Origin of the sequence: Bacteroides sp. HMSC067B03 (genome assembly GCF_001811315.1) — a bacterium.
GTDB lineage: Bacteria > Bacteroidota > Bacteroidia > Bacteroidales > Bacteroidaceae > Bacteroides > Bacteroides faecis.
In genome coordinates this window covers 1-18,785 of record NZ_KV804393.1, presented here as the reverse complement: position 1 = coordinate 18,785, position 18,785 = coordinate 1, and the positions used below count along the sequence as shown (strand labels likewise).

Here is an 18,785-nt window from a genome sequence, read left to right as displayed (position 1 = left end):
TGTATTATTCGGGGGTTATTCCTTGTCCCTTTCCGGAGAAAAGCGGACGGGGTCATTATATTGTTCCTGTAGTTTCAGCAGTTCGTCTTTCAGTTCCTTTACTACCGGTTCATATTCAGCCTCACCATAAAGGTTGTGCATTTCTGTCGGGTCTGCCTGCATGTCATACAGTTCCCACCAGTTGATATCATTATAAAAATGAATCAGTTTATAGCGTTCCGTACGCACTCCATAGTGACGTTTCACCATGTGCTCGGCAGGATATTCGTAGAAGTGGTAGTACAGTGACTTTCTCCAGTCCTGCGGATGTTCTCCTTTCAGCAGAGGCAACAGTGATACTCCATGAATGTCTGCGGGAATCTCTGCTCCTGCCAGTTCGAGGAAAGTAGGCGCATAATCGATGTTCTGTACCATTTCTGTGATGTCTCCCCTGCGGTCGAAACCTTTCGGCAGACGCATGATAAGCGGTGTACGCATGGATTCTTCGTACATGAAACGCTTGTCAAACCAGCCGTGTTCACCCATGTAGAAGCCCTGATCGGAAGTATAGACTACCAGTGTATTGTCCAGCAAACCTTTTTCTTTCAGATAATCGAGCACACGCCCTACGTTATCATCAAGAGACTTCACGGTCTTCATATAGTCGCGCATGTAACGCTGGAATTTCCAGTTGGCAAGCTCTTTTCCTTGTAGATTCTGTTTGTAGAAATCATCGATAATCGGAGCGTAGAACTTATCCCATGCGGCACGCTGCCCTTCATCCATACGTCCGAGGAATCTCTCATAAAGTGATTTCAGACGTGACTTCTCATTCGGGCGAAGCATCTTCAAATCATAAATCATATCCATGTCCTTCACGATACTCATTTCCTGAGCAGCCGCAGCAGGGCGACCTTCATAATCGTCAAAGAAATTATCCGGCAACGGGAATGTCTTGTCCTCGTAGAGAGCAAGGTTACAGGTATCCGCCATCCAGTTACGGTGAATTGCCTTATGATGAATCAACAGGCAGAACGGTTTCTCCGGATCACGCTTGTTTTCCATCCAGTCGATAGCGTCGTCGGTAATCAGATTCGTGATATATCCATGCTTCTGGATAGTATCGTTGTCTTGCGTAATAAAGGCAGGATTATAGTAATCTCCCTGTCCGGGAACTATCTGCCAGTAGTTGAATCCGGATGGCAAACTTTCCAGATGCCATTTTCCTACCAATGCAGTCTGATAACCTACCTTTTGCAGAAGCTTCGGGAAAGTCTGTTGAGTACTGTCGAATACGCAAGTGGTATTGTCATAGAATTTATTGGCACAGCTATGTTTCCCCGTAATCATACAGGCACGGCTGGGACCGCTTAATGAATTAGCCACAAAGCTTTGAGTAAAACGTACACCATCCGCCGCGATGCGGTCCAGGTTCGGTGTTTCCATGTAGCGGGTGTCATAGCAACTCATCATCTGAGCTGTATGGTCATCTGTCATGATGTAAACGATGTTCAATGGCTTTTGTTCTGTCGATTTCTGTTTATTTGCACAAGATGCAAGCGAAGCAACAGCCGCTGCTCCTGCCAGAGAATAAAGCAAGTTTGATTGCAGGTTTTCCATAATGATTAATTTATTTAGATTACAATGGCAAAGATAAGGAACATATGTAAAATCAATGTATACAAATAGCTAATGTATTTACAATATTCTTTATTTCCGCCCGAATGAGTGCAAATGCCGGAAGCAGATCGCTGTTGTACGACGGTCTTCCGGCATTGAACTTATTTCGTACTATTGAAAACGGTTCAAAGAAAACCAGAAATTAATAGAACTGGTAGAACTTGCCCGGAGCCGAAACTTTATAGTCTCTGTTCACCAGTTCATCCGCTTCCCGTTTATAGTTATCATTTACATAGAAACGAATCCAATCTATTTCCATTCTCGGACCTTCCGTTGCATAATTGGCAGGATTAATTGATTTCAGTTCAGTATCCCAACCTGCCGGAAGTTCAGAAGAAACACTATTACCTTCTCCGAACAAGTCCATTCGCATTACTAAATAAAGACCCTTCGCTCCAATTGATGTCCCTGTAGAAGCTTTGGTAAAAGGCCATGAATCCAACATATCCCTTGTGACTTCCAAAGTTGTAGAACCATTGATACCTAACTTTATCGTACTTTCATCGACTAGTTCCACCCAATAAATATTATAATCTTCTACCTTAGGAATAGCGGTTACTACACTCTTTGCATCACTGATAGCCTCTCCCCTCACCGACTGAGTGATTGCAGAACCAGAAACATTCTTAAGTATACAGATTGATTGCTTGGCTTCTTTACACGTAGTGGCTGTTGCTGGATTCTTCACCTCTATCATTGGTACAAACCCTGTTCTATTACCTCCTAAGCGAACTTTCATTTCAATACGCATACCCGGATAAATACGAGTTACATTCTGTGCCCACATCTGTCCTAAAGATTTACAGCAATGTATTCCTGCTGTTCCGTAATTAGTACCTTCTACACCTACACAAATATTCAGTTCACCCTCATCAGTGACTTTCGCATATTTGGTCCAATCAATCTTTAAAACACTTCCTCTATTGGCATCCGTTGCATTACCTAATTTTTGATAATCTCCCGATGTCGAGTTTTTATGGAACTCGATTGCATAATCAAACTTCCACTGGCTGCCCAGTTCCGCATTCGGATGTGCTGTTCCTTCATCCATCTTAGCCGTCTCTTTACCCGTAAACCAGTCATCATCATAAGAAATAAACATGATATTCGGATTCTCATATACAGTTGTCATATCATACAAATCAGGATCAGCCATCGATTCCAGGTCTGTCATGGTAATCATCAAGGTAGAAGCGGTCATCGGATTGGCAGAAGAATTACTCTCCATATTCAATACCAACTGCAAGTCACCTGTCATTTCATAGTCCTGTTTGATAGTCACGGCAGCACTCTTCACCGAAGTTCTTCCTGCGGGAATGGTTAGGGTAGAAGGCAGATTGTCATACCTGTCCTCTTCTCCTTCCTTCGGAGTGATAGTGACTTCGAGAGGCACAGAACTCGGTTTGTCCACCTTGGCAACCAATACAAACTTACCCCCTTCCGTCACCACGTTCTCTGTATTATTTTCCAGAGACATGGATATCCGATAATAATCAGACACCTTGATTCCCTGACTGGAATTAGCGATCTTATATCCTCGTGCAAAAGCCACAAATTCCATCGTGGTAGTACCCGTCAGGCCGGATGTTTTCACCGGGAAATCCACCTGAATCTGCTTCTCTCCTTTGGGAAAAGTGACAATACTGCTGAACGGTTCGAATACATTCGCAACATCATCCGTTCCGGCCTTTGCCGTAAAGTAAATATCGAAATCTTCGTTAGCCACCACCTCATTACCATCGGCATCGGGTTCCACTTTGATATCCACTTTCAAGTGTTCTCCCATCACAAATGCCTTTTCATTGATGCTCATTGTCAAAGGTACAGCTTCCGGCAGAGGACGATATTTAGTCTCATCCTCACATCCCGTCAGGCCGATAGTCAACAAACATACTGGAAGTATTTTATATAATATGTTCTTCATATCTTTATCTATCTAATTGTCATAAATGAATCTTGTTCCATTCTCCTATTTCCGTTGCCAGCCCGGATTCTGTTTCAGCTCATGATTCAACGATATCTCACTCGGAGGAACCGGTAACAGATAATCGCGGTTGGAATCAAACTGATAGCCTCTCGGAAGAAGTTCTTTCTGCGGGTCCAGCCAACCGTCTGTAGTCAGAATCGTTTTCAAATCCGCAGCACTTTTAGGATCGAATGCTTTGTACAACACACCGTCTGTGCCAAAATAAGCACCGGTTCCCCGTTTGCCCTGAATCAGTTTATGAGCTCTCCAGCGCATCAGGTCATCGAGGCGGAAACCTTGTAAAGCCAGTTCCGCACGTCTTTCCCGACGGATTTCCTGCAAATTGGCGGAGATTGCATAACCAAAGTCCGTAAAATTAGGATCGATTTCAGACGGATCGGCGTAAGTCACTCCGGCGCGTTCGCGTAATGGTTTCAAGGTCTTTTCCAAAACAGCAGGAGTACATTTCCCCAGTTCTTCCGCTGCTTCCGCATAAGCCAGCAGTGCTTCCGCATAGCGGATCATCGGAAGTGACGTTTCGCCCTGACCACTTACATATGTGGTATCGATACTCATACGGATGTGATAACCTGTGGCGTTACGTGCCGGACCACCTTCAGTCAGATAAGGAGGACGCACCACCGACTTGTTCTCTTCCGAATATTCCTCTACCAGCATCGCTTTCGATTTTGATTCCGGTGAGGTTGACTTAAACTTACAGTTTGAATGCATAACCGTTGCCAGCAAACGTCCGTCACGGCCCTTAAAAGTCAGATTGAAATCTTTAAAAATTCCATCCGCAGGATCGATGGGAGTTCCGTCAGCATTCAGGTAATTATCAACCAGCGACTGAGACAAACCAGCCGGTCCGCTATTGTCTACATAACCGGCTCCCAGATTACTGCTCAAATTATGAATCACACCATCCGCTATCGAATACTTCTTCCAGAAAACAACCTCTGTCATATCCGACAAGTCTTTTGAATTGAACACGTGTGCATAAGCATCTTCTATATTCACAGCACTCTTGTCAGTAGCCTTGGTGTTCAGCGTAAGTCCCATACCAAACAGTTCATCGCCCAGTGTCAGCACCTGTCCCAGCAAGTCTGCCGATTTATCTTCAGCAGCGGCAAAGTCCGTTCCCTTGTGATATTTCTCCCAGGTACCTTCATAAAGCGCCACTCTCATAGCCATAATAATAGCTGCTTCCTTACACACTCTCAAACCTTTATACTGGCTGCGCGGATGAAGCAATTCTTTAGCGGTATTCAGGTCGTCAAGAATAAACTGCGCTACTGCCGAACGGTCGCGCGGAGGAATCTGCAAACCACCGACAGTTGCATTTCTGTCCCAGAAGCTATCCATCACCGGGATACTTCCAAATCTGGTCAGCAGGTAGAAATGCCAATAGGCACGGAAGAAATAAGCTTCCCCTTTCATCGAGAGCACATCTTTTGTTTCTTCGGTTTCCGGCACTTTATAGTATTCAAAGAAATAATTCACATTACGCAGGTTCTGGTATCCTTTCTGCCATTCGGTAGAACCTCCCCCGTTTTCCTGCAACTCTCCGTTCAGGCGCTTGTCATAAACTTCCGCCACGATGTTATCGCTATTCTTCTCTTCTCCGCGCACTCCCATATCGTACGTTCCGAAAGAAGGAAGTGCGATATACAAGCCGTTGATATAGTTGTTCACGGCACTTGCATTGGACAGGAATGTCTCGCTATTGGGGGTTGTCAGAGGCTCTCTATCCAGAAAATCCGAACATGCTGACATCATGAGACTGGCCCCTACCACTAATAATATATATAATTTTTTCATCGCTATTCTCTAATTAAAAGGTGAAATCAAGTCCGAATACGAAGTTGCGGTTCATCGGGTATACCATACCGTTACCGTTCTGCTTCATAGGAGAAGTCAGACCCGGAGCCGTATTTTGAGCATCGCCGCCAGCCGACATATTTACCTGGTTCAGTGTTTCCGGGTCAAATTGTTTCGGCAGTTTCGTTACAGTAAACAAGTTATCGCAAGTCACATATACTTTCAGATTACTGATACCGATATGTCTCAACTGTTTTTTGTTGAAGGTATAACCAACCGTCAGGTTCTTCATACGCATGTAAGCGGCATTCAGCAGATAACGAGTAGTGTTATATCCGGTATTTACCAAAAAGTCTTTGTCATCCTTCCAACCGGTCAGGCGCGGCAAGTATCCATTCGGGTTTTCTGTACTGAAGTAATCGAGATGTTCCTTGAAGTTGTAGTTGTTGCCACCAAACATATAGTTACTTCCGGAAATCGGGAAATCTCTCTTAGCCACTCCTTGCAACAAAGTAGATATTTCGAACCCTTTATATCCCAGATTCAAATTGATACCGAATGAATATTTGGGGGTCGTATTACCGATAATCTGCAAATCTCCGTGATCTGCCAAAGTACCTTTACCTCCGTCTACCCTACCGTCACCATTGGAATCGATATATTTCAAGTCACCGCGACGCCAGAGATCATTCGATTTGAATGCTGTCAGGTTTACATTTCTCAGGTAATCATCAATTTCACGGTTCGACAGGAAAAGATCGTCTGCACGATACCCCCATATTTCGCCAATATCCATACCTTCATAGTAACCTTTATTGGCAGCCAGACCTGTATGATTATTGTAAATGATACCTTCCGGATTATTATACTTCGTCACCACCGCCTTGTAGTTGAACACATTGAAGCCGATTCCATAGCTGAAACCACATTTCAGTTTATCATTCCAGCTCACGGAAAGTTCCCATCCACGATTGCGCAAAGTAGCATTGTTTACTTTTGCACGGTCATCCGAAGCAATACCACTGATGCTCGGAATAGACTCAGCCGGACCGATCATGTCACGTGTCGTACGCTGATAGAAGTCAGCGGTAATCGACAGACGGTTCTTTAACAACATCAGGTCAAAACCCAGGTTGGCATTATCCACCTTCTCCCAGGTAATGTACGGACTGATCATTTTCGGAGTCTTGGCTATCGTTCCTTTGGAAGCTGTAGAAGACGAGATACCGGGCAACAGCCACGCATTGGTACCCTGTGCATCCAGTGGCATTTGAGCAATGTAGTCATATAAGCCGGCACCGTTCTGATTACCCAGACGACCGTAGGACACACGTACTTTCAGCTGAGACACCGGAAGTGCCAGTTGCTGGAAATAAGGAGTACGGGCGATATCATAACCGGCAGAGAATGAAGGGAAGAATCCCCAGCGATGTCCCTTTGCAAAACGAGAAGAACCATCATAACGTCCGCTGAACTCCAGAAAATAAATATTATTGTAGTTCCAGTTCAGACGAGTGTAGAATCCCATCGTAGCCCAATGCGAACGGGCTTCACCTGCTATCACGTTTCCGCTGGCATTATCAAACGAATAAATGTCGTTGCTCAACATACCATCTTTGTACATATATTCTTCCGAATATTCCTGTAGCTCCATCTGATAACCTGCCATTGCCTTGAAGAAATGACCTCCCCACTGGTGGGTATAAGAGCTGGACAGATTAGGCGACAAATAATAATTGAACATGCTACCGCGGGTATAAGAGCCGAAATACATATTTTTCCAGCTAATGCCCGGATAAGCAAATCCTTGTCTCTGGTTGGTTGCATCACCCGGCTTGAAAGTACCCGCAGGAGTTTCATACTTCTGGTCGTCTTTCATTTTCAGGTCATTATTTTCCACATCGAAACGGATTTTCATTTCTCCGGTGATATCCCATCCCTCCAAAGGAGTGACGGTAGCCGAAAGTGACAAGGCATCTGAAATACGGTTTCTCTGATAATTTGAATTTTTCAGATACAACATTTCATTCCAGCTAGGTATATTATATTCCGATTCAACCGGCAACTCAGTCACCTGAGTCGGACGGTGGCTACCGATCTTATTATACAGGATCAGCTGATTGGCCATCGGACGTTTGATCATCTGCAAAGTAATATTGTTGTTCAGGTTGAAACGCAGCCAGTCACTTGTCTTAAACTGCAATTTCGTGTTCAGGTTATATTTGCTCAAATCATCCTGTACCTTATCCAGCAGACCTTCCTGATAAGTGTATCCCATACCGATATAGTAGTTCACTTTGTCAGAACCGCCCTGTACACTCAGATTGTGAGAGTGACGGACAGACTTGTCTTTGAAATAATAGTCAAACCAGTCTGTATTACCGTATTGATTGTAATAAGCTCCTGCCCAGTCATCACCGGTAGTATTCGGTTCTATTCCCGGAAATTCAGCCGAATAAGGGTTTTGCATAAATCCCTTGATCTTTTCGATAGTCTTATCCGAAATCTTCTGCAAACCGGAAGAAGCTCCTCCATTATCATACTGCTGGTTATTATATGCTGCATACTGCAACGCATCCATCATCTTCGGCATGTTGATAGGTGAACTGAAACCTACCGTACCACGATAAGTAACACTGGCTCTTTCTTTTTTACCACTCTTGGTCGTTACCAAAACCACACCATAAGCAGCACGCGCACCATATACGGCAGAAGCGGAAGCATCCTTCAGTACACTGATGCTGGCAATATCAGCAGGGTTCACATTCTGCATGCTCTGCTCTACTCCATCCACCAATACATAAGGCTCGCCACCATTGATAGAGCCGATACCGCGAATACTGAATTTAATATCGGCACCGATTTCACCGCCGACACCACCGCCTACTGCATCCGAAGCAAAGTTCAAACCGGCAATATTACCCTGCAAAGCACTGGTAACGTCGGTCACAGGACGATTCACGATCGCATCATCTTTCAATGTGGCAACGGCTGCCGTAATGGTATTTCTTTTCTGTGTATCCATACCTACCACCACAACTTCATCCAATACTTTGGCATCTTCCTTCATCACCAGTTTGTTACCTTCCTGTTTGGTGACTTTTACCTGTAGCGGAGCATATCCGACGTATGTAACAGAAAGAGTACTGCCTACTTTTCCTTGAATAGAGAAATTACCGTCAATATCTGTAATCGTTCCTCCGGTTACACCTTTTATCATGACCGTAGCACCGATGATGGGTTCTCCCATTTCGTCTACCACCTGTCCCTTTATCAATTTTTGTTGTGCCAACGCACCCAGAGGAAACAATAACAGGAGCATCAGAAAAAGAACAAAGCGTCCTTGTTTTCTCACGAACTTCTTTTTTTCCATAATATTATATTTACTAATTAAGATTCTATTTTTATTCTACAGTAGGGTTGGCGTAGTAATCAAACTCTTCTTTCACAACTTTCAACAAAGACATTTCGTGCGTCACATCTACGTCCGTAGCCAAATCCCAGCTCATGATACCTCCAAAACCATTTTCACAAACATACTGTGTCTTCTCGCGAATTGTCTTCTGGCTGTTGAGCGTATAGCTCTTTCCGTCATAACTCCATTGATCTGCAGAAGTATTAGTCAGATTACCCTTGCCGACAAGGTCAAAATAGGCAGCCTGTTCGCCGGCAGTTCCCGTAGTTCCGTAGAAAGGTACTCCCATCACCAGCTTATCCTGAGGAATTCCATATTCCACAGCAGCCTTGCCATCCGATTTGAAACGTTCCATAGAGAAAAGTTCTATCGAAGGACCATAGCATTGCAGTGAGATAAAATCAGCAGCAATAATAGCCTCTGCACTTATTTTATAAGAAACGGGATGCAGGGATACAGTGAAGAATACATCTTTTCCCAATACTTCACGCAGTTGTACAATGGCCTTACTATAATTAGCCAGATCATTGGATGAATAAGCCCATTCGAAATCAAGGTCTGCACCATCCAGATTATATTCTTCGAGCACTTTCTTTACGTTGTTGGCAAAATTGGTACGAGCTGTCGCGTTACCTACCATTTTCAGCCATTCGCCGCCGGCAATACCCAGACGTAGCTTCCGGTCGCCCGCCTGTCCGTTCAATGCAGTGCGGATCTGTTCCAGGCGGATAGCCCATGTATGTGAATCCTTACCGGGTTTGGCAGCATCGTCATATTTCCAGTAAGCAAGTGTTTTAGTATTATTCCATGTATCAAAAGAAATGGGATTTTTGCCCAGTGTACCCACCAGCAGACTGTTCACGAATGTTTCATCCAAATATCCTTTCAGTTTTTCTCCCATCACAAAATCCGCACGGGTATTAGGAACCGAAGCAGGCAGCGAGCCTGTAAAGTCAGTAGCAGCATTATTATCTATATATAGCTTAGCAGTACCGCCATCATAAGTCACCGCTACATAATGCCATGCGCCCGGTTTCAATGCACTGTTCGTAACTGTTGCAGAAGCACTTCCGACAGTCAGTTTCAGATTGCCTTCCGTTGCTCCCAGCTGGAAAGCGATGATAGTAGTATTTCCGTCTGCCTTCTTAAACAAGCAGGCGCCGTCCACCCATTCGCTTACATATATATAAGTACCGAATGTGAACTTCTTGAAAGCTCCGTCCGGTGAGTGCAACAGACCGTCGCCGGCATTCATTTTTCCGGTACCTTCAAATTTCAGTACTCCGCTGCGACCGCTATAAGAAGAAGTATATGTGGCTGCTCCCGTTATGGCAGCATCATTCACAGGCAGGTCAAAAGTCAGGTCACCGTTGGCATAAGGACGTGCTGTCAGATAAATCAAATCGTTGCAGGCGCCCATACTTGCTCCGGAAACTCGATTCGTTTCAAAAAAATCGCCACGGATATAAGAACAGTTGATAAATGTCTTCACTGTAGGATCAGGATCATCGGGGTCTTCCGTCTCGCCCGGCTTTCCCGTAACTGAACCTTCGGGAGGAGTACCGGTTGGAACATCTACCCATTTTGTGTCTTTGCAAGCTGTCAACATTCCAAAGAGGAAGAGACAAAGAAATAGGAATTTGCTTCTCATAAGTTTATTAATTAAGATTACCTTTTTATATAAATAGTGAGGTCTTTCCTGACATTCACTGCCACAAATTTAGGTTATATCTAAGATTTCAGATGTTCTATTTTAGCTATGATTCTTCCAAAAATGTCTAAAATAGTCCATTTCATCGCATTTTTTATAGCGACCAAACATTATCAGACATCTTTCGAGACAAAAAAAGAAAGGCGGCAATATCCGTTTCCGAAAATTCCCGTCTTTCATTTATATGAATGTGCAAATGTACTGACTGCCCTAAAATGTCAGCTTTTTCACAAATTCTTCTGCCCGTGCCAACGTCTCCGGCTTGCCGATATCAATCAGTTCCAACTTCTCCGCAAGATAACCGGAATAATCCGTCTGCCCGCAAGTAGCCAGATAAAAATCCATGATGGAAAACTTGCCTTCCCAGCGCGGTGCCTCCATCAACCGGAAGACAGCAGGCGAAAAGACATGAATACCGCTAAAGGCATACTCCCTATAGAGCGACTCATCATAGTGGAAACCTTCGGGTTTTACCTGCCCCGTATCCTTGTTTATCCACCCGCGCAATTTTCGCTCCGTATCAAAAAGCAGATAACGGGAAGTTGTACGCCGGCTGGCAAGCAAAGTAGCTACGCTCCCACTCTGCATATGAAAGTCATACAGTTCTTTCAGATTCATATCCGAAAGGATATCCACATTATGTACCAGAAAAGGCTCACCGGAGTTTTCAAAAAAAAGACGGGCTTTTCTGATTCCTCCCCCCGTATCGAGCAGCCGATCCCGTTCGTCGGAGATATGTATGGTAAGTCCGAAGTCGTTATTAGTCTTCAGAAAATCGATAATCTGCTCACCGAAATGATGAATGTTAATCACTATCTCGGTAAAGCCGGAAGCTTTCAGTTTTAAGATCACATGTTCCAGCATCGGACATCCGGCTACGGGAACAAGAGCTTTGGGCATCGTGTCGGTCAGTGGTTTCAGCCGGCTGCCCAAACCAGCGGCAAATATCATTGCTTTCATTATACAATAGCCTCAAAAGTCCGCTCAATATTCTGTTCACGGTGTACCAGTTCCACTTTCACCCCGAATTTACGGTTCAGATGCTCTGCCAGATGCTGCGCCGAATAAACCGAACGGTGTTGTCCTCCCGTACAGCCGAAGCAAACGGACAAGTTACTGAATCCCCGCTCCATATATCGCTTTACCGAAGCATCCACCAACGCATAGACAGATTCGAGAAAACGGAGAATTTCTCCATCCTCTTCAAGGAATCTGATTACCGGTTCGTCCAGTCCCGTGAAAGGCTTGTAGCGTTCGTACTTACCGGGATTGTTCACCGCACGGCAATCAAAAACATAACCGCCGCCATTGCCCGTAGAATCATCGGGAATCCCTTTCTTGTAAGCAAAACTCATTACTTTAACAGTAAGCTGCCGTTTTTTAAGGTCATCGGTAAACTGCTTGAGTTCGGTGAGTTCGCGTAATACCCAGCAGAGGTACGGATATTCGGGATATGCTTCTTTGAGCAGGTCACGCAGGTTTTGGATAGCAAAGGGAACACTCTGGATAAAATGAGGTTTCTTTTCAAAATACCCTCTGAAACCATAAGCTCCGAGCACCTGCAATGTACGGAAAAGAACAAAATGACGGAGCTGACTATAGAAATAAGGCTCATCAATAGGCTGGTATTTGCGCAGGGCATCCATATATTCCTGCAATAGTTCCTTACGGAGACTATCGGGATACTTCGCCTTGGCCTGCCACAGGAAAGAAGCGACATCATAATAGAACGGTCCCTTTCGTCCGCCCTGAAAGTCGATAAACCACGGTTCACCGTCTTTAATCATCACATTGCGGCTCTGGAAATCGCGGTACATGAAGGTAGCGGAAGAACTGCGCAGCAGCACATCGCTCATCTTCTGAAAGTCGTCCTCCAGTTTGTCTTCCTGAAACTCCATACCGGTAGCTTTGAGAAAGCAATATTTAAAGTAATTCAAATCCCACAGAATAGAACGCTGGTTGAACTCCGGCTGCGGATGACAGCGGGAGAAATCAAAACCGTCAGCCCCCGCAAACTGTATGGCAGGAAGCAAGCGGACTGTCTTGCGAAGCAGTTCTTTTTCTTCTTCGGAGAATACACTGGTGGCACGCCCCTTCTCGATTGCATGAAACAACAGAGTATCTCCCAGATCCTCCTGAAGATAATAGCTCTTATCTTCGGAAACAATATAAACCTCGGGAACAGGCAGACCGGACTTGCGGAAATGAGCAGCCATATAAAGGAATGCATCATTCTCCTCGACAGACGTTCCGGATACACCGATCAGGGTTTTCACGCCTGTCAGCCGGAAATAACGGCGGTTGGAGCCGGAAGATGGTAATTCTGTAATATTCTCAGCGGGGACTCCCGCATATTCCTGATAAAGTTTCTGTAGTTCTTCGGTAATCATAGTCATACATTTTCGAGCAAAGATAAAGATTATGGATAAATTAACGCCATCTTTGCCAAAAACTCTTTGTACATTCTACTCATTATTCATCCGAATGCATTATCTTTGCTTCTGTTTACTCGACCTAATCTCATGAAAACAAGACTCTATATCGTCCTATGCATCGCATTCATCATACAAATGGCCGGTGTCCTTCCTTTACAGGCAGGGCATTACTATTACAAGCAGATCTCCCTGAAGGAAGGTCTTCCTTCTACCGTCCGGTGTATCCTTACGGATGAACAGGGATTTGTGTGGATAGGCACCCGTTCCGGCTTGGGACGGTTCGACGGTCATGAGCTGAAGAAATATACCCATCAGGCGAACGATCCGCATTCACTGCCCCACGACCTCATCCTTCAGATTGTAGAAGACCGGCAATACAATATCTGGATTCTGACGGACAAAGGAGTGGCACGCTACCAGCGGCAAAGTGACGATTTCTACCTGCCAACCGATGAGAAAGGGAAAAATATTACGGCATATTCCGCCTGTACCACCCCGGACGGTATTTTATTCGGAGCCAAAAACAAGATTTACTTTTATAACTACCGGGACACCTCTTTCCACCTGCTGCAGGAATTTGACCAGACGGACCTTCCCAACTTCAACGTCACAATTCTCAGCCTTTGGGACGAACACACCGCACTTTGTTGCAGCCGGTGGCAAGGTCTGCTCCTGCTCGACCTGAAAACAGGAAAATGCAGCCGTCCTCCTTTCGACTGCGGAAAGGAAATTATGAGTATGATCATCGACTCGAAAAACCGGATATGGATTGCCCCCTACAATAACGGACTCTATTGCTTCGACCGGAACGGAAAACAACTGGCATCATACACCACCCACAACTCATCCCTGAGCAACAACGTCATACTCAGCCTTGCCGAACGGGAGAATAAACTGTGGATCGGAACGGACGGAGGCGGCATCAACGTACTCGAACCGGAAACCGGACAGCTTTCCCTGCTGGAGCACATCCCCGGAAGAGACAACTATTCACTCCCCGCCAACTCCATTCTGTGCCTCTACAACGACCAGAACAACAATATGTGGGCCGGAAGTATCCGTAACGGACTGATCAGCATCCGCGAAGTGTCGATGGTGACCTACACGGACGTAGTGCCGGGCAACAACCGGGGACTGAGCAACAACACCGTTCTCAGCCTTTACCAGGAGTCTGATGATAAAATATGGATCGGAACAGACGGCGGCGGAGTCAATCTTTTCAATCCTCTCACAGAGAAGTTTACCCATTATCTCTCGACATGGGAAGACAAGGTGGCATCCATCTGCCAGTTTACTCCCGGTAAACTGCTGATTTCCCTTTTCTCACAAGGAGTATTCGTATTCAATCCGTCTACGGGAGAAAAGCAGCCATTCACCATCATAGATACGCCAACCACCACACGCCTCTGTAACCGGGGAAAGACTGTCAATCTCTACCAGAACAGCCCTAACAGCGTGCTGCTTCTCGGAGATCACGTCTATCAGTACGACCTGAACAAACGTACCTTTTCCATCGCAACCGAACAGGAGGGACAAGACATTATCGGCACACTTCTCCCCATCGCCAACCACGGAGATTACACCTACCTGAATGACACCAAGCGTATCTACCGGCTGGACAATCGCAGCAATGAACTAAAGCCCTTGTTCCGGTGCTATAATGATACGGTCATCAATTCCGTCTCGCGCGATGAATACGGAGATTTCTGGATAGGAAGTAATTATGGGCTCACCCACTATGATCCCACGACCCGAAAACGGACTCCTTTTGCCACCAACCTATTCACGGAAGTGACACTCATCGTATGCGACCAGCAAGGCAAGGTATGGTTTGGCACAAACGATATGCTTTTCGCCCGGCTGATCAAAGAAAAGAAATTTGTACTGTTCGGCGAATCGGACGGTGCCATTCAGAACGAATATCTCTCCAAACCCCGTTTGCTGAGCAAACGCGGAAACGTCTACATGGGAGGCGTCAAAGGGCTGCTCTATATCAACAGCAAACTGCCCCTGCTTACCTCCGAATCTCCTAAATTACAATTATCGGATGTGATCGTCAACGGAGAATCCGCCAACAACGAACTGAGTGGTAACCCGACCGGGATTTCCGTTCCCTGGAACAGCAATATAAGCATCCGCATCATGTCAAAGGAAGAGGATATTTTCCGGCAGAAAGTGTACCGGTATCAGATAGAAGGACTGAACGATCAGCAGATCGAATCGTACAATCCGGAACTGGTCATCCGCTCGCTCCCACCGGGCGATTATCAGATTATGGCTTCCTGCACGGCCAAAGACGGCAGCTGGATTCCCAGTCAGCAAGTACTGGAACTGACCGTACTCCCGCCCTGGTACCGTACCTGGTGGTTCACACTGGGGTGTGCCCTGCTCGCCACCGGCATCATAGTCGAGATGTTCCGGAGAACACTGAAACGGAAAGAAGACAAGTTGAAATGGGCCATGAAGGAACACGAGCAACAGGTGTATGAGGAGAAAGTGCGTTTCCTGATCAACATCAGCCACGAACTACGTACCCCGCTGACACTGATTCACGCTCCACTCAGCCGGATATTGAAATCCCTGTCTCCGGGAGATACGCAATACCTGCCACTGAAAGCGATCTACCGGCAGTCCCAACGAATGAAGAATCTGATTAATATGGTGCTTGATGTCCGTAAGATGGAAGTGGGAGAAAGCAAATTGATCATACAGCCGCATCCGCTCAACGAATGGATCGAACAGGTATCACAAGATTTTGTCAGCGAAGGCGAAGCGAAAAATATACATATTCATTACCAGCTCGACCCACGCATCGAAACCGTGAGTTTCGATAAGGACAAGTGTGAAATCATCCTGAGCAATCTGCTTATCAATGCACTGAAACACAGCCCGCAAGATACGAGAATCACCATTTCCTCCGAATTGCTGTCCGAAGAAAAAAGAATACGCGTCTCCATTACCGATCAGGGATGCGGCCTGCAACAGGTGGACACCCATAAGCTCTTCACCCGCTTTTATCAGGGTATGGGAGAACAGAGCGGAACCGGTATCGGGCTGTCTTACTCCAAGATTCTGGTAGAACTGCACGGCGGCTCTATCGGTGCACGTGACAATTCGGAATCGGGAGCTACCTTCTTCTTCGAACTGCCGCTGAAACAAGAGTCGGAAGAGATTATCTGCCAGCCCAAAGCCTATCTGAATGAACTGATGAGTGACGACAGCAGCAAACAGCTACAAGAGGAAGACAGTTTTGACACCACTCCATATAGTATTCTGGTAGTAGACGACAATCCCGACCTGACAGACTTCCTGAAAAAAGCGCTGGGTGAATACTTCAAACGGATATTGATTGCCGCGGATGGCGCAGAAGCACTGCAACTGATCAGAAGCCATACTCCCGATATCATCGTCAGCGACGTCATGATGCCCCGGATGAACGGATATGAGCTTTGCAAAAACATAAAGGAAGACATTACGATCAGTCACATCCCCGTCATCCTGCTGACAGCGAGAGACGACAAACAAAGCCAGATGAGCGGCTACAAGAATGGGGCGGATGCCTATCTGACCAAACCGTTCGAAGTGGAAATGCTGATGGAGCTGATCCGTAACCGGTTGAAAAACCGTGAACACACCAAGAAAAGATACCTGAGTGCAGGATTGATCCCCGCTCCGGAAGAAAGCACGTTCAGCCAGGCAGATGAAACTTTCCTGCTCAAACTGAACAAGATCATTCAGGAGAACCTGGACAACAGTCAGTTGGACATACCCTTCATCTGCAAAGAAATCGGTATGAGCCGGGCTTCCCTCTACAACAAACTGAAAGCGCTCACGGATATGGGAGCGAATGACTATATCAATAAGTTCCGGATGGAGCAAGCGATGATACTGATCACCAGCACGGAAATGTCATTCACGGAAATCGCGGAAAAAGTGGGATTCACGACGTCCCGCTATTTCAGTACCGCTTTCAAACAGTACACGGGAGAAACCCCGACCCAATATAAGGAGAAACATAAAAAAGAAACAGCCAAAGACGATTAATCAACAAAACCCCTGATATATAAATATCTTAACACATTATTTTTTATGGATTACAAATTATTTTCTTTAGTAAGCGGCACGCTTATTCTTTCAGGTCTGTCTGCCAATGCGCAGAAAAACAACACAAAGCCGAATATCCTTTTCATCCTCTGCGATGATATGGGATACGGTGATCTGGGATGTTACGGTCAGCCATACATCCGCACCCCCCATCTAGATGCGATGGCAAGCGAAGGCATGCGCTTCACACAGGCATACGCAGGAAGTCCTGTCAGTGCTCCTTCCAGAGCCTCCTTTATGACAGGACAGCATACAGGACACTGCGAAGTACGAGGTAACAAGGAATATTGGACGAGTGCGCCTACAATCATGTATGGCAATAATAAGGAGTATGCAGTAGTGGGGCAACATCCTTACGATCCCGACCACATCATCTTACCCGAAATAATGAAGGAGAACGGATACGCTACCGGCATGTTCGGCAAATGGGCGGGAGGCTACGAAGGTTCCTGTTCTACTCCGGACAAACGTGGAGTGGATGAATACTACGGCTACATCTGCCAGTTCCAGGCCCACCTCTACTATCCTAACTTCCTCAACCGCTACAGCAAGGCACTGGGTGATACGGGAGTGGTACGTGTCGTTATGGACGAGAACATCAAGTATCCGATGTACGGCCCCGATTATCATAAGCGTCCGCAATATTCCGCCGACATGATTCACGAGAAAGCGATGGAATGGCTGGACGGACAGGACGGCAAGCAACCTTTCTTCGGAGTACTAACTTACACCCTTCCCCATGCGGAACTGGTTCAGCCGGAAGATTCTATCTTAAATGAATACAAGGAGAAGTTCAATCCGGACAAGAGCTATGGCGGCAGCGAAGGATCACGATACAATGCGATCACACATGTACACGCACAGTTTGCGGGAATGATTACCCGACTGGACTATTACGTAGGAGAAGTGCTGAAAAAGCTGAAAGAGAAGGGACTGGACGAGAATACACTGGTCATTTTCTCCAGTGACAACGGCCCTCACGAAGAAGGAGGAGCCGATCCTACATTCTTCGGCAGAGACGGTAAACTACGTGGTTTGAAACGCCAGTGCTACGAAGGAGGTATCCGTATTCCATTTATCGCCCGTTGGCCGGGACACGTACCCGCAGGTACAGTGAACGATCACATCTGCGCATTCTACGATCTGATGCCTACTTTCTGCGAGATCATCGGAGAAAAAAACTACGTAAAGAAATATACCAACAAGAACAAAGAAGTGGATTACTTCGACGGCATTTCCTTCGCCCCGACCTTGCTGGGAAAGAAAAAGCAGAAAGAACATGACTTCCTATATTGGGAGTTCAATGAAACAAACCAGATCGGCGTGCGTATGGGAGACTGGAAAATAGTAGTGAAGAAAGGTGTACCTTTCCTTTACAATCTGGCTACGGACATTCACGAAGACAACAATGTGGCCGACCAGCATCCGGAGATTGTAGAAAAAATGAAGACAATTATCTTTGCACAGCATACACCTAACCCTTATTTTTCTGTTACACTGCCGGAGAAGAAATAAGATAATCAGACAACGACAAATCATTATTCATAAGGTTTGGTTAGGAATGTAAGAACAAAAATGTAACTTTGCCATAACGAAAAACTTATTCCTAAAGTTACAAATACTTTACTTTGGGAAACAACAAGAGGTTGTGTCAAAACGCTGGCACAACCTTTT

Annotated in this window: 9 protein-coding genes; 2 read left to right on the top strand and 7 right to left on the bottom strand. The window is 45.8% G+C overall.

The genetic code is table 11. The annotated features are described in order from the left end of the window. Positions 1 to 15: 15 nt before the first annotated feature. From HMPREF2794_RS17080 to HMPREF2794_RS17050, 7 genes are all read right to left on the bottom strand, one after another. On the bottom strand, positions 16 to 1,599 hold the full coding sequence (locus HMPREF2794_RS17080) for a sulfatase family protein (protein ID WP_055271601.1): 1,584 nt from the start codon (positions 1,597 to 1,599) through the stop codon (positions 16 to 18). Between the two features lie 202 nt (positions 1,600 to 1,801). Next, a complete protein-coding gene (locus tag HMPREF2794_RS17075; protein ID WP_055271599.1) occupies positions 1,802 to 3,583 on the bottom strand; it encodes a DUF5006 domain-containing protein in 1,782 nt (593 codons plus the stop codon). A gap of 45 nt (positions 3,584 to 3,628) precedes the next feature. Continuing rightward, positions 3,629 to 5,446, bottom strand: a complete 1,818-nt coding sequence (locus HMPREF2794_RS17070) for a RagB/SusD family nutrient uptake outer membrane protein (protein WP_055271597.1) — start codon at positions 5,444 to 5,446, stop codon at positions 3,629 to 3,631. A 13-nt stretch (positions 5,447 to 5,459) separates the two neighbouring features. Continuing rightward, complete coding sequence (locus HMPREF2794_RS17065) at positions 5,460 to 8,819, bottom strand: SusC/RagA family TonB-linked outer membrane protein (protein ID WP_010538882.1); 3,360 nt, start codon at positions 8,817 to 8,819, stop codon at positions 5,460 to 5,462. Positions 8,820 to 8,850: 31 nt separating this feature from the next. After that, on the bottom strand, positions 8,851 to 10,512 hold the full coding sequence (locus tag HMPREF2794_RS17060; RefSeq protein WP_055271595.1) for a glycosyl hydrolase family 18 protein: 1,662 nt from the start codon (positions 10,510 to 10,512) through the stop codon (positions 8,851 to 8,853). 270 nt (positions 10,513 to 10,782) lie between these two features. Beyond that, positions 10,783 to 11,532, bottom strand: coding sequence for a nucleotidyltransferase family protein (locus tag HMPREF2794_RS17055; protein ID WP_055271593.1), 750 nt, complete (start codon positions 11,530 to 11,532; stop codon positions 10,783 to 10,785). After that, complete coding sequence (locus HMPREF2794_RS17050) at positions 11,532 to 12,962, bottom strand: RapZ C-terminal domain-containing protein (RefSeq protein WP_070752020.1); 1,431 nt, start codon at positions 12,960 to 12,962, stop codon at positions 11,532 to 11,534. Before HMPREF2794_RS17050 ends, HMPREF2794_RS17055 begins: the two co-directional genes overlap by 1 nt. A 132-nt stretch (positions 12,963 to 13,094) precedes the next feature. On the opposite strand from HMPREF2794_RS17050, the gene HMPREF2794_RS17045 reads away from it, so the two are divergent. Further along, a complete protein-coding gene (locus HMPREF2794_RS17045) occupies positions 13,095 to 17,051 on the top strand; it encodes a hybrid sensor histidine kinase/response regulator transcription factor (RefSeq protein WP_070612734.1) in 3,957 nt (1,318 codons plus the stop codon). Between the two features lie 45 nt (positions 17,052 to 17,096). Beyond that, positions 17,097 to 18,626: an arylsulfatase gene (locus HMPREF2794_RS17040; protein ID WP_010538887.1), complete on the top strand. Its 1,530-nt coding sequence runs from the start codon at positions 17,097 to 17,099 to the stop codon at positions 18,624 to 18,626. The last annotated feature ends 159 nt before the right edge of the window (positions 18,627 to 18,785 follow it).

Coding starts and splice junctions, on each gene's coding strand:
- HMPREF2794_RS17060 (WP_055271595.1), bottom strand. CDS start 10,512: ATGAGAAGCAAATTCCTATTTCTTTGTCTCTTCCTCTTTGGAATGTTG.
- HMPREF2794_RS17075 (WP_055271599.1), bottom strand. CDS start 3,583: ATGAAGAACATATTATATAAAATACTTCCAGTATGTTTGTTGACTATC.
- HMPREF2794_RS17045 (WP_070612734.1), top strand. CDS start 13,095: ATGAAAACAAGACTCTATATCGTCCTATGCATCGCATTCATCATACAA.
- HMPREF2794_RS17055 (WP_055271593.1), bottom strand. CDS start 11,532: ATGAAAGCAATGATATTTGCCGCTGGTTTGGGCAGCCGGCTGAAACCA.
- HMPREF2794_RS17050 (WP_070752020.1), bottom strand. CDS start 12,962: ATGATTACCGAAGAACTACAGAAACTTTATCAGGAATATGCGGGAGTC.
- HMPREF2794_RS17065 (WP_010538882.1), bottom strand. CDS start 8,819: ATGGAAAAAAAGAAGTTCGTGAGAAAACAAGGACGCTTTGTTCTTTTT.
- HMPREF2794_RS17070 (WP_055271597.1), bottom strand. CDS start 5,446: ATGAAAAAATTATATATATTATTAGTGGTAGGGGCCAGTCTCATGATG.
- HMPREF2794_RS17080 (WP_055271601.1), bottom strand. CDS start 1,599: ATGGAAAACCTGCAATCAAACTTGCTTTATTCTCTGGCAGGAGCAGCG.
- HMPREF2794_RS17040 (WP_010538887.1), top strand. CDS start 17,097: ATGGATTACAAATTATTTTCTTTAGTAAGCGGCACGCTTATTCTTTCA.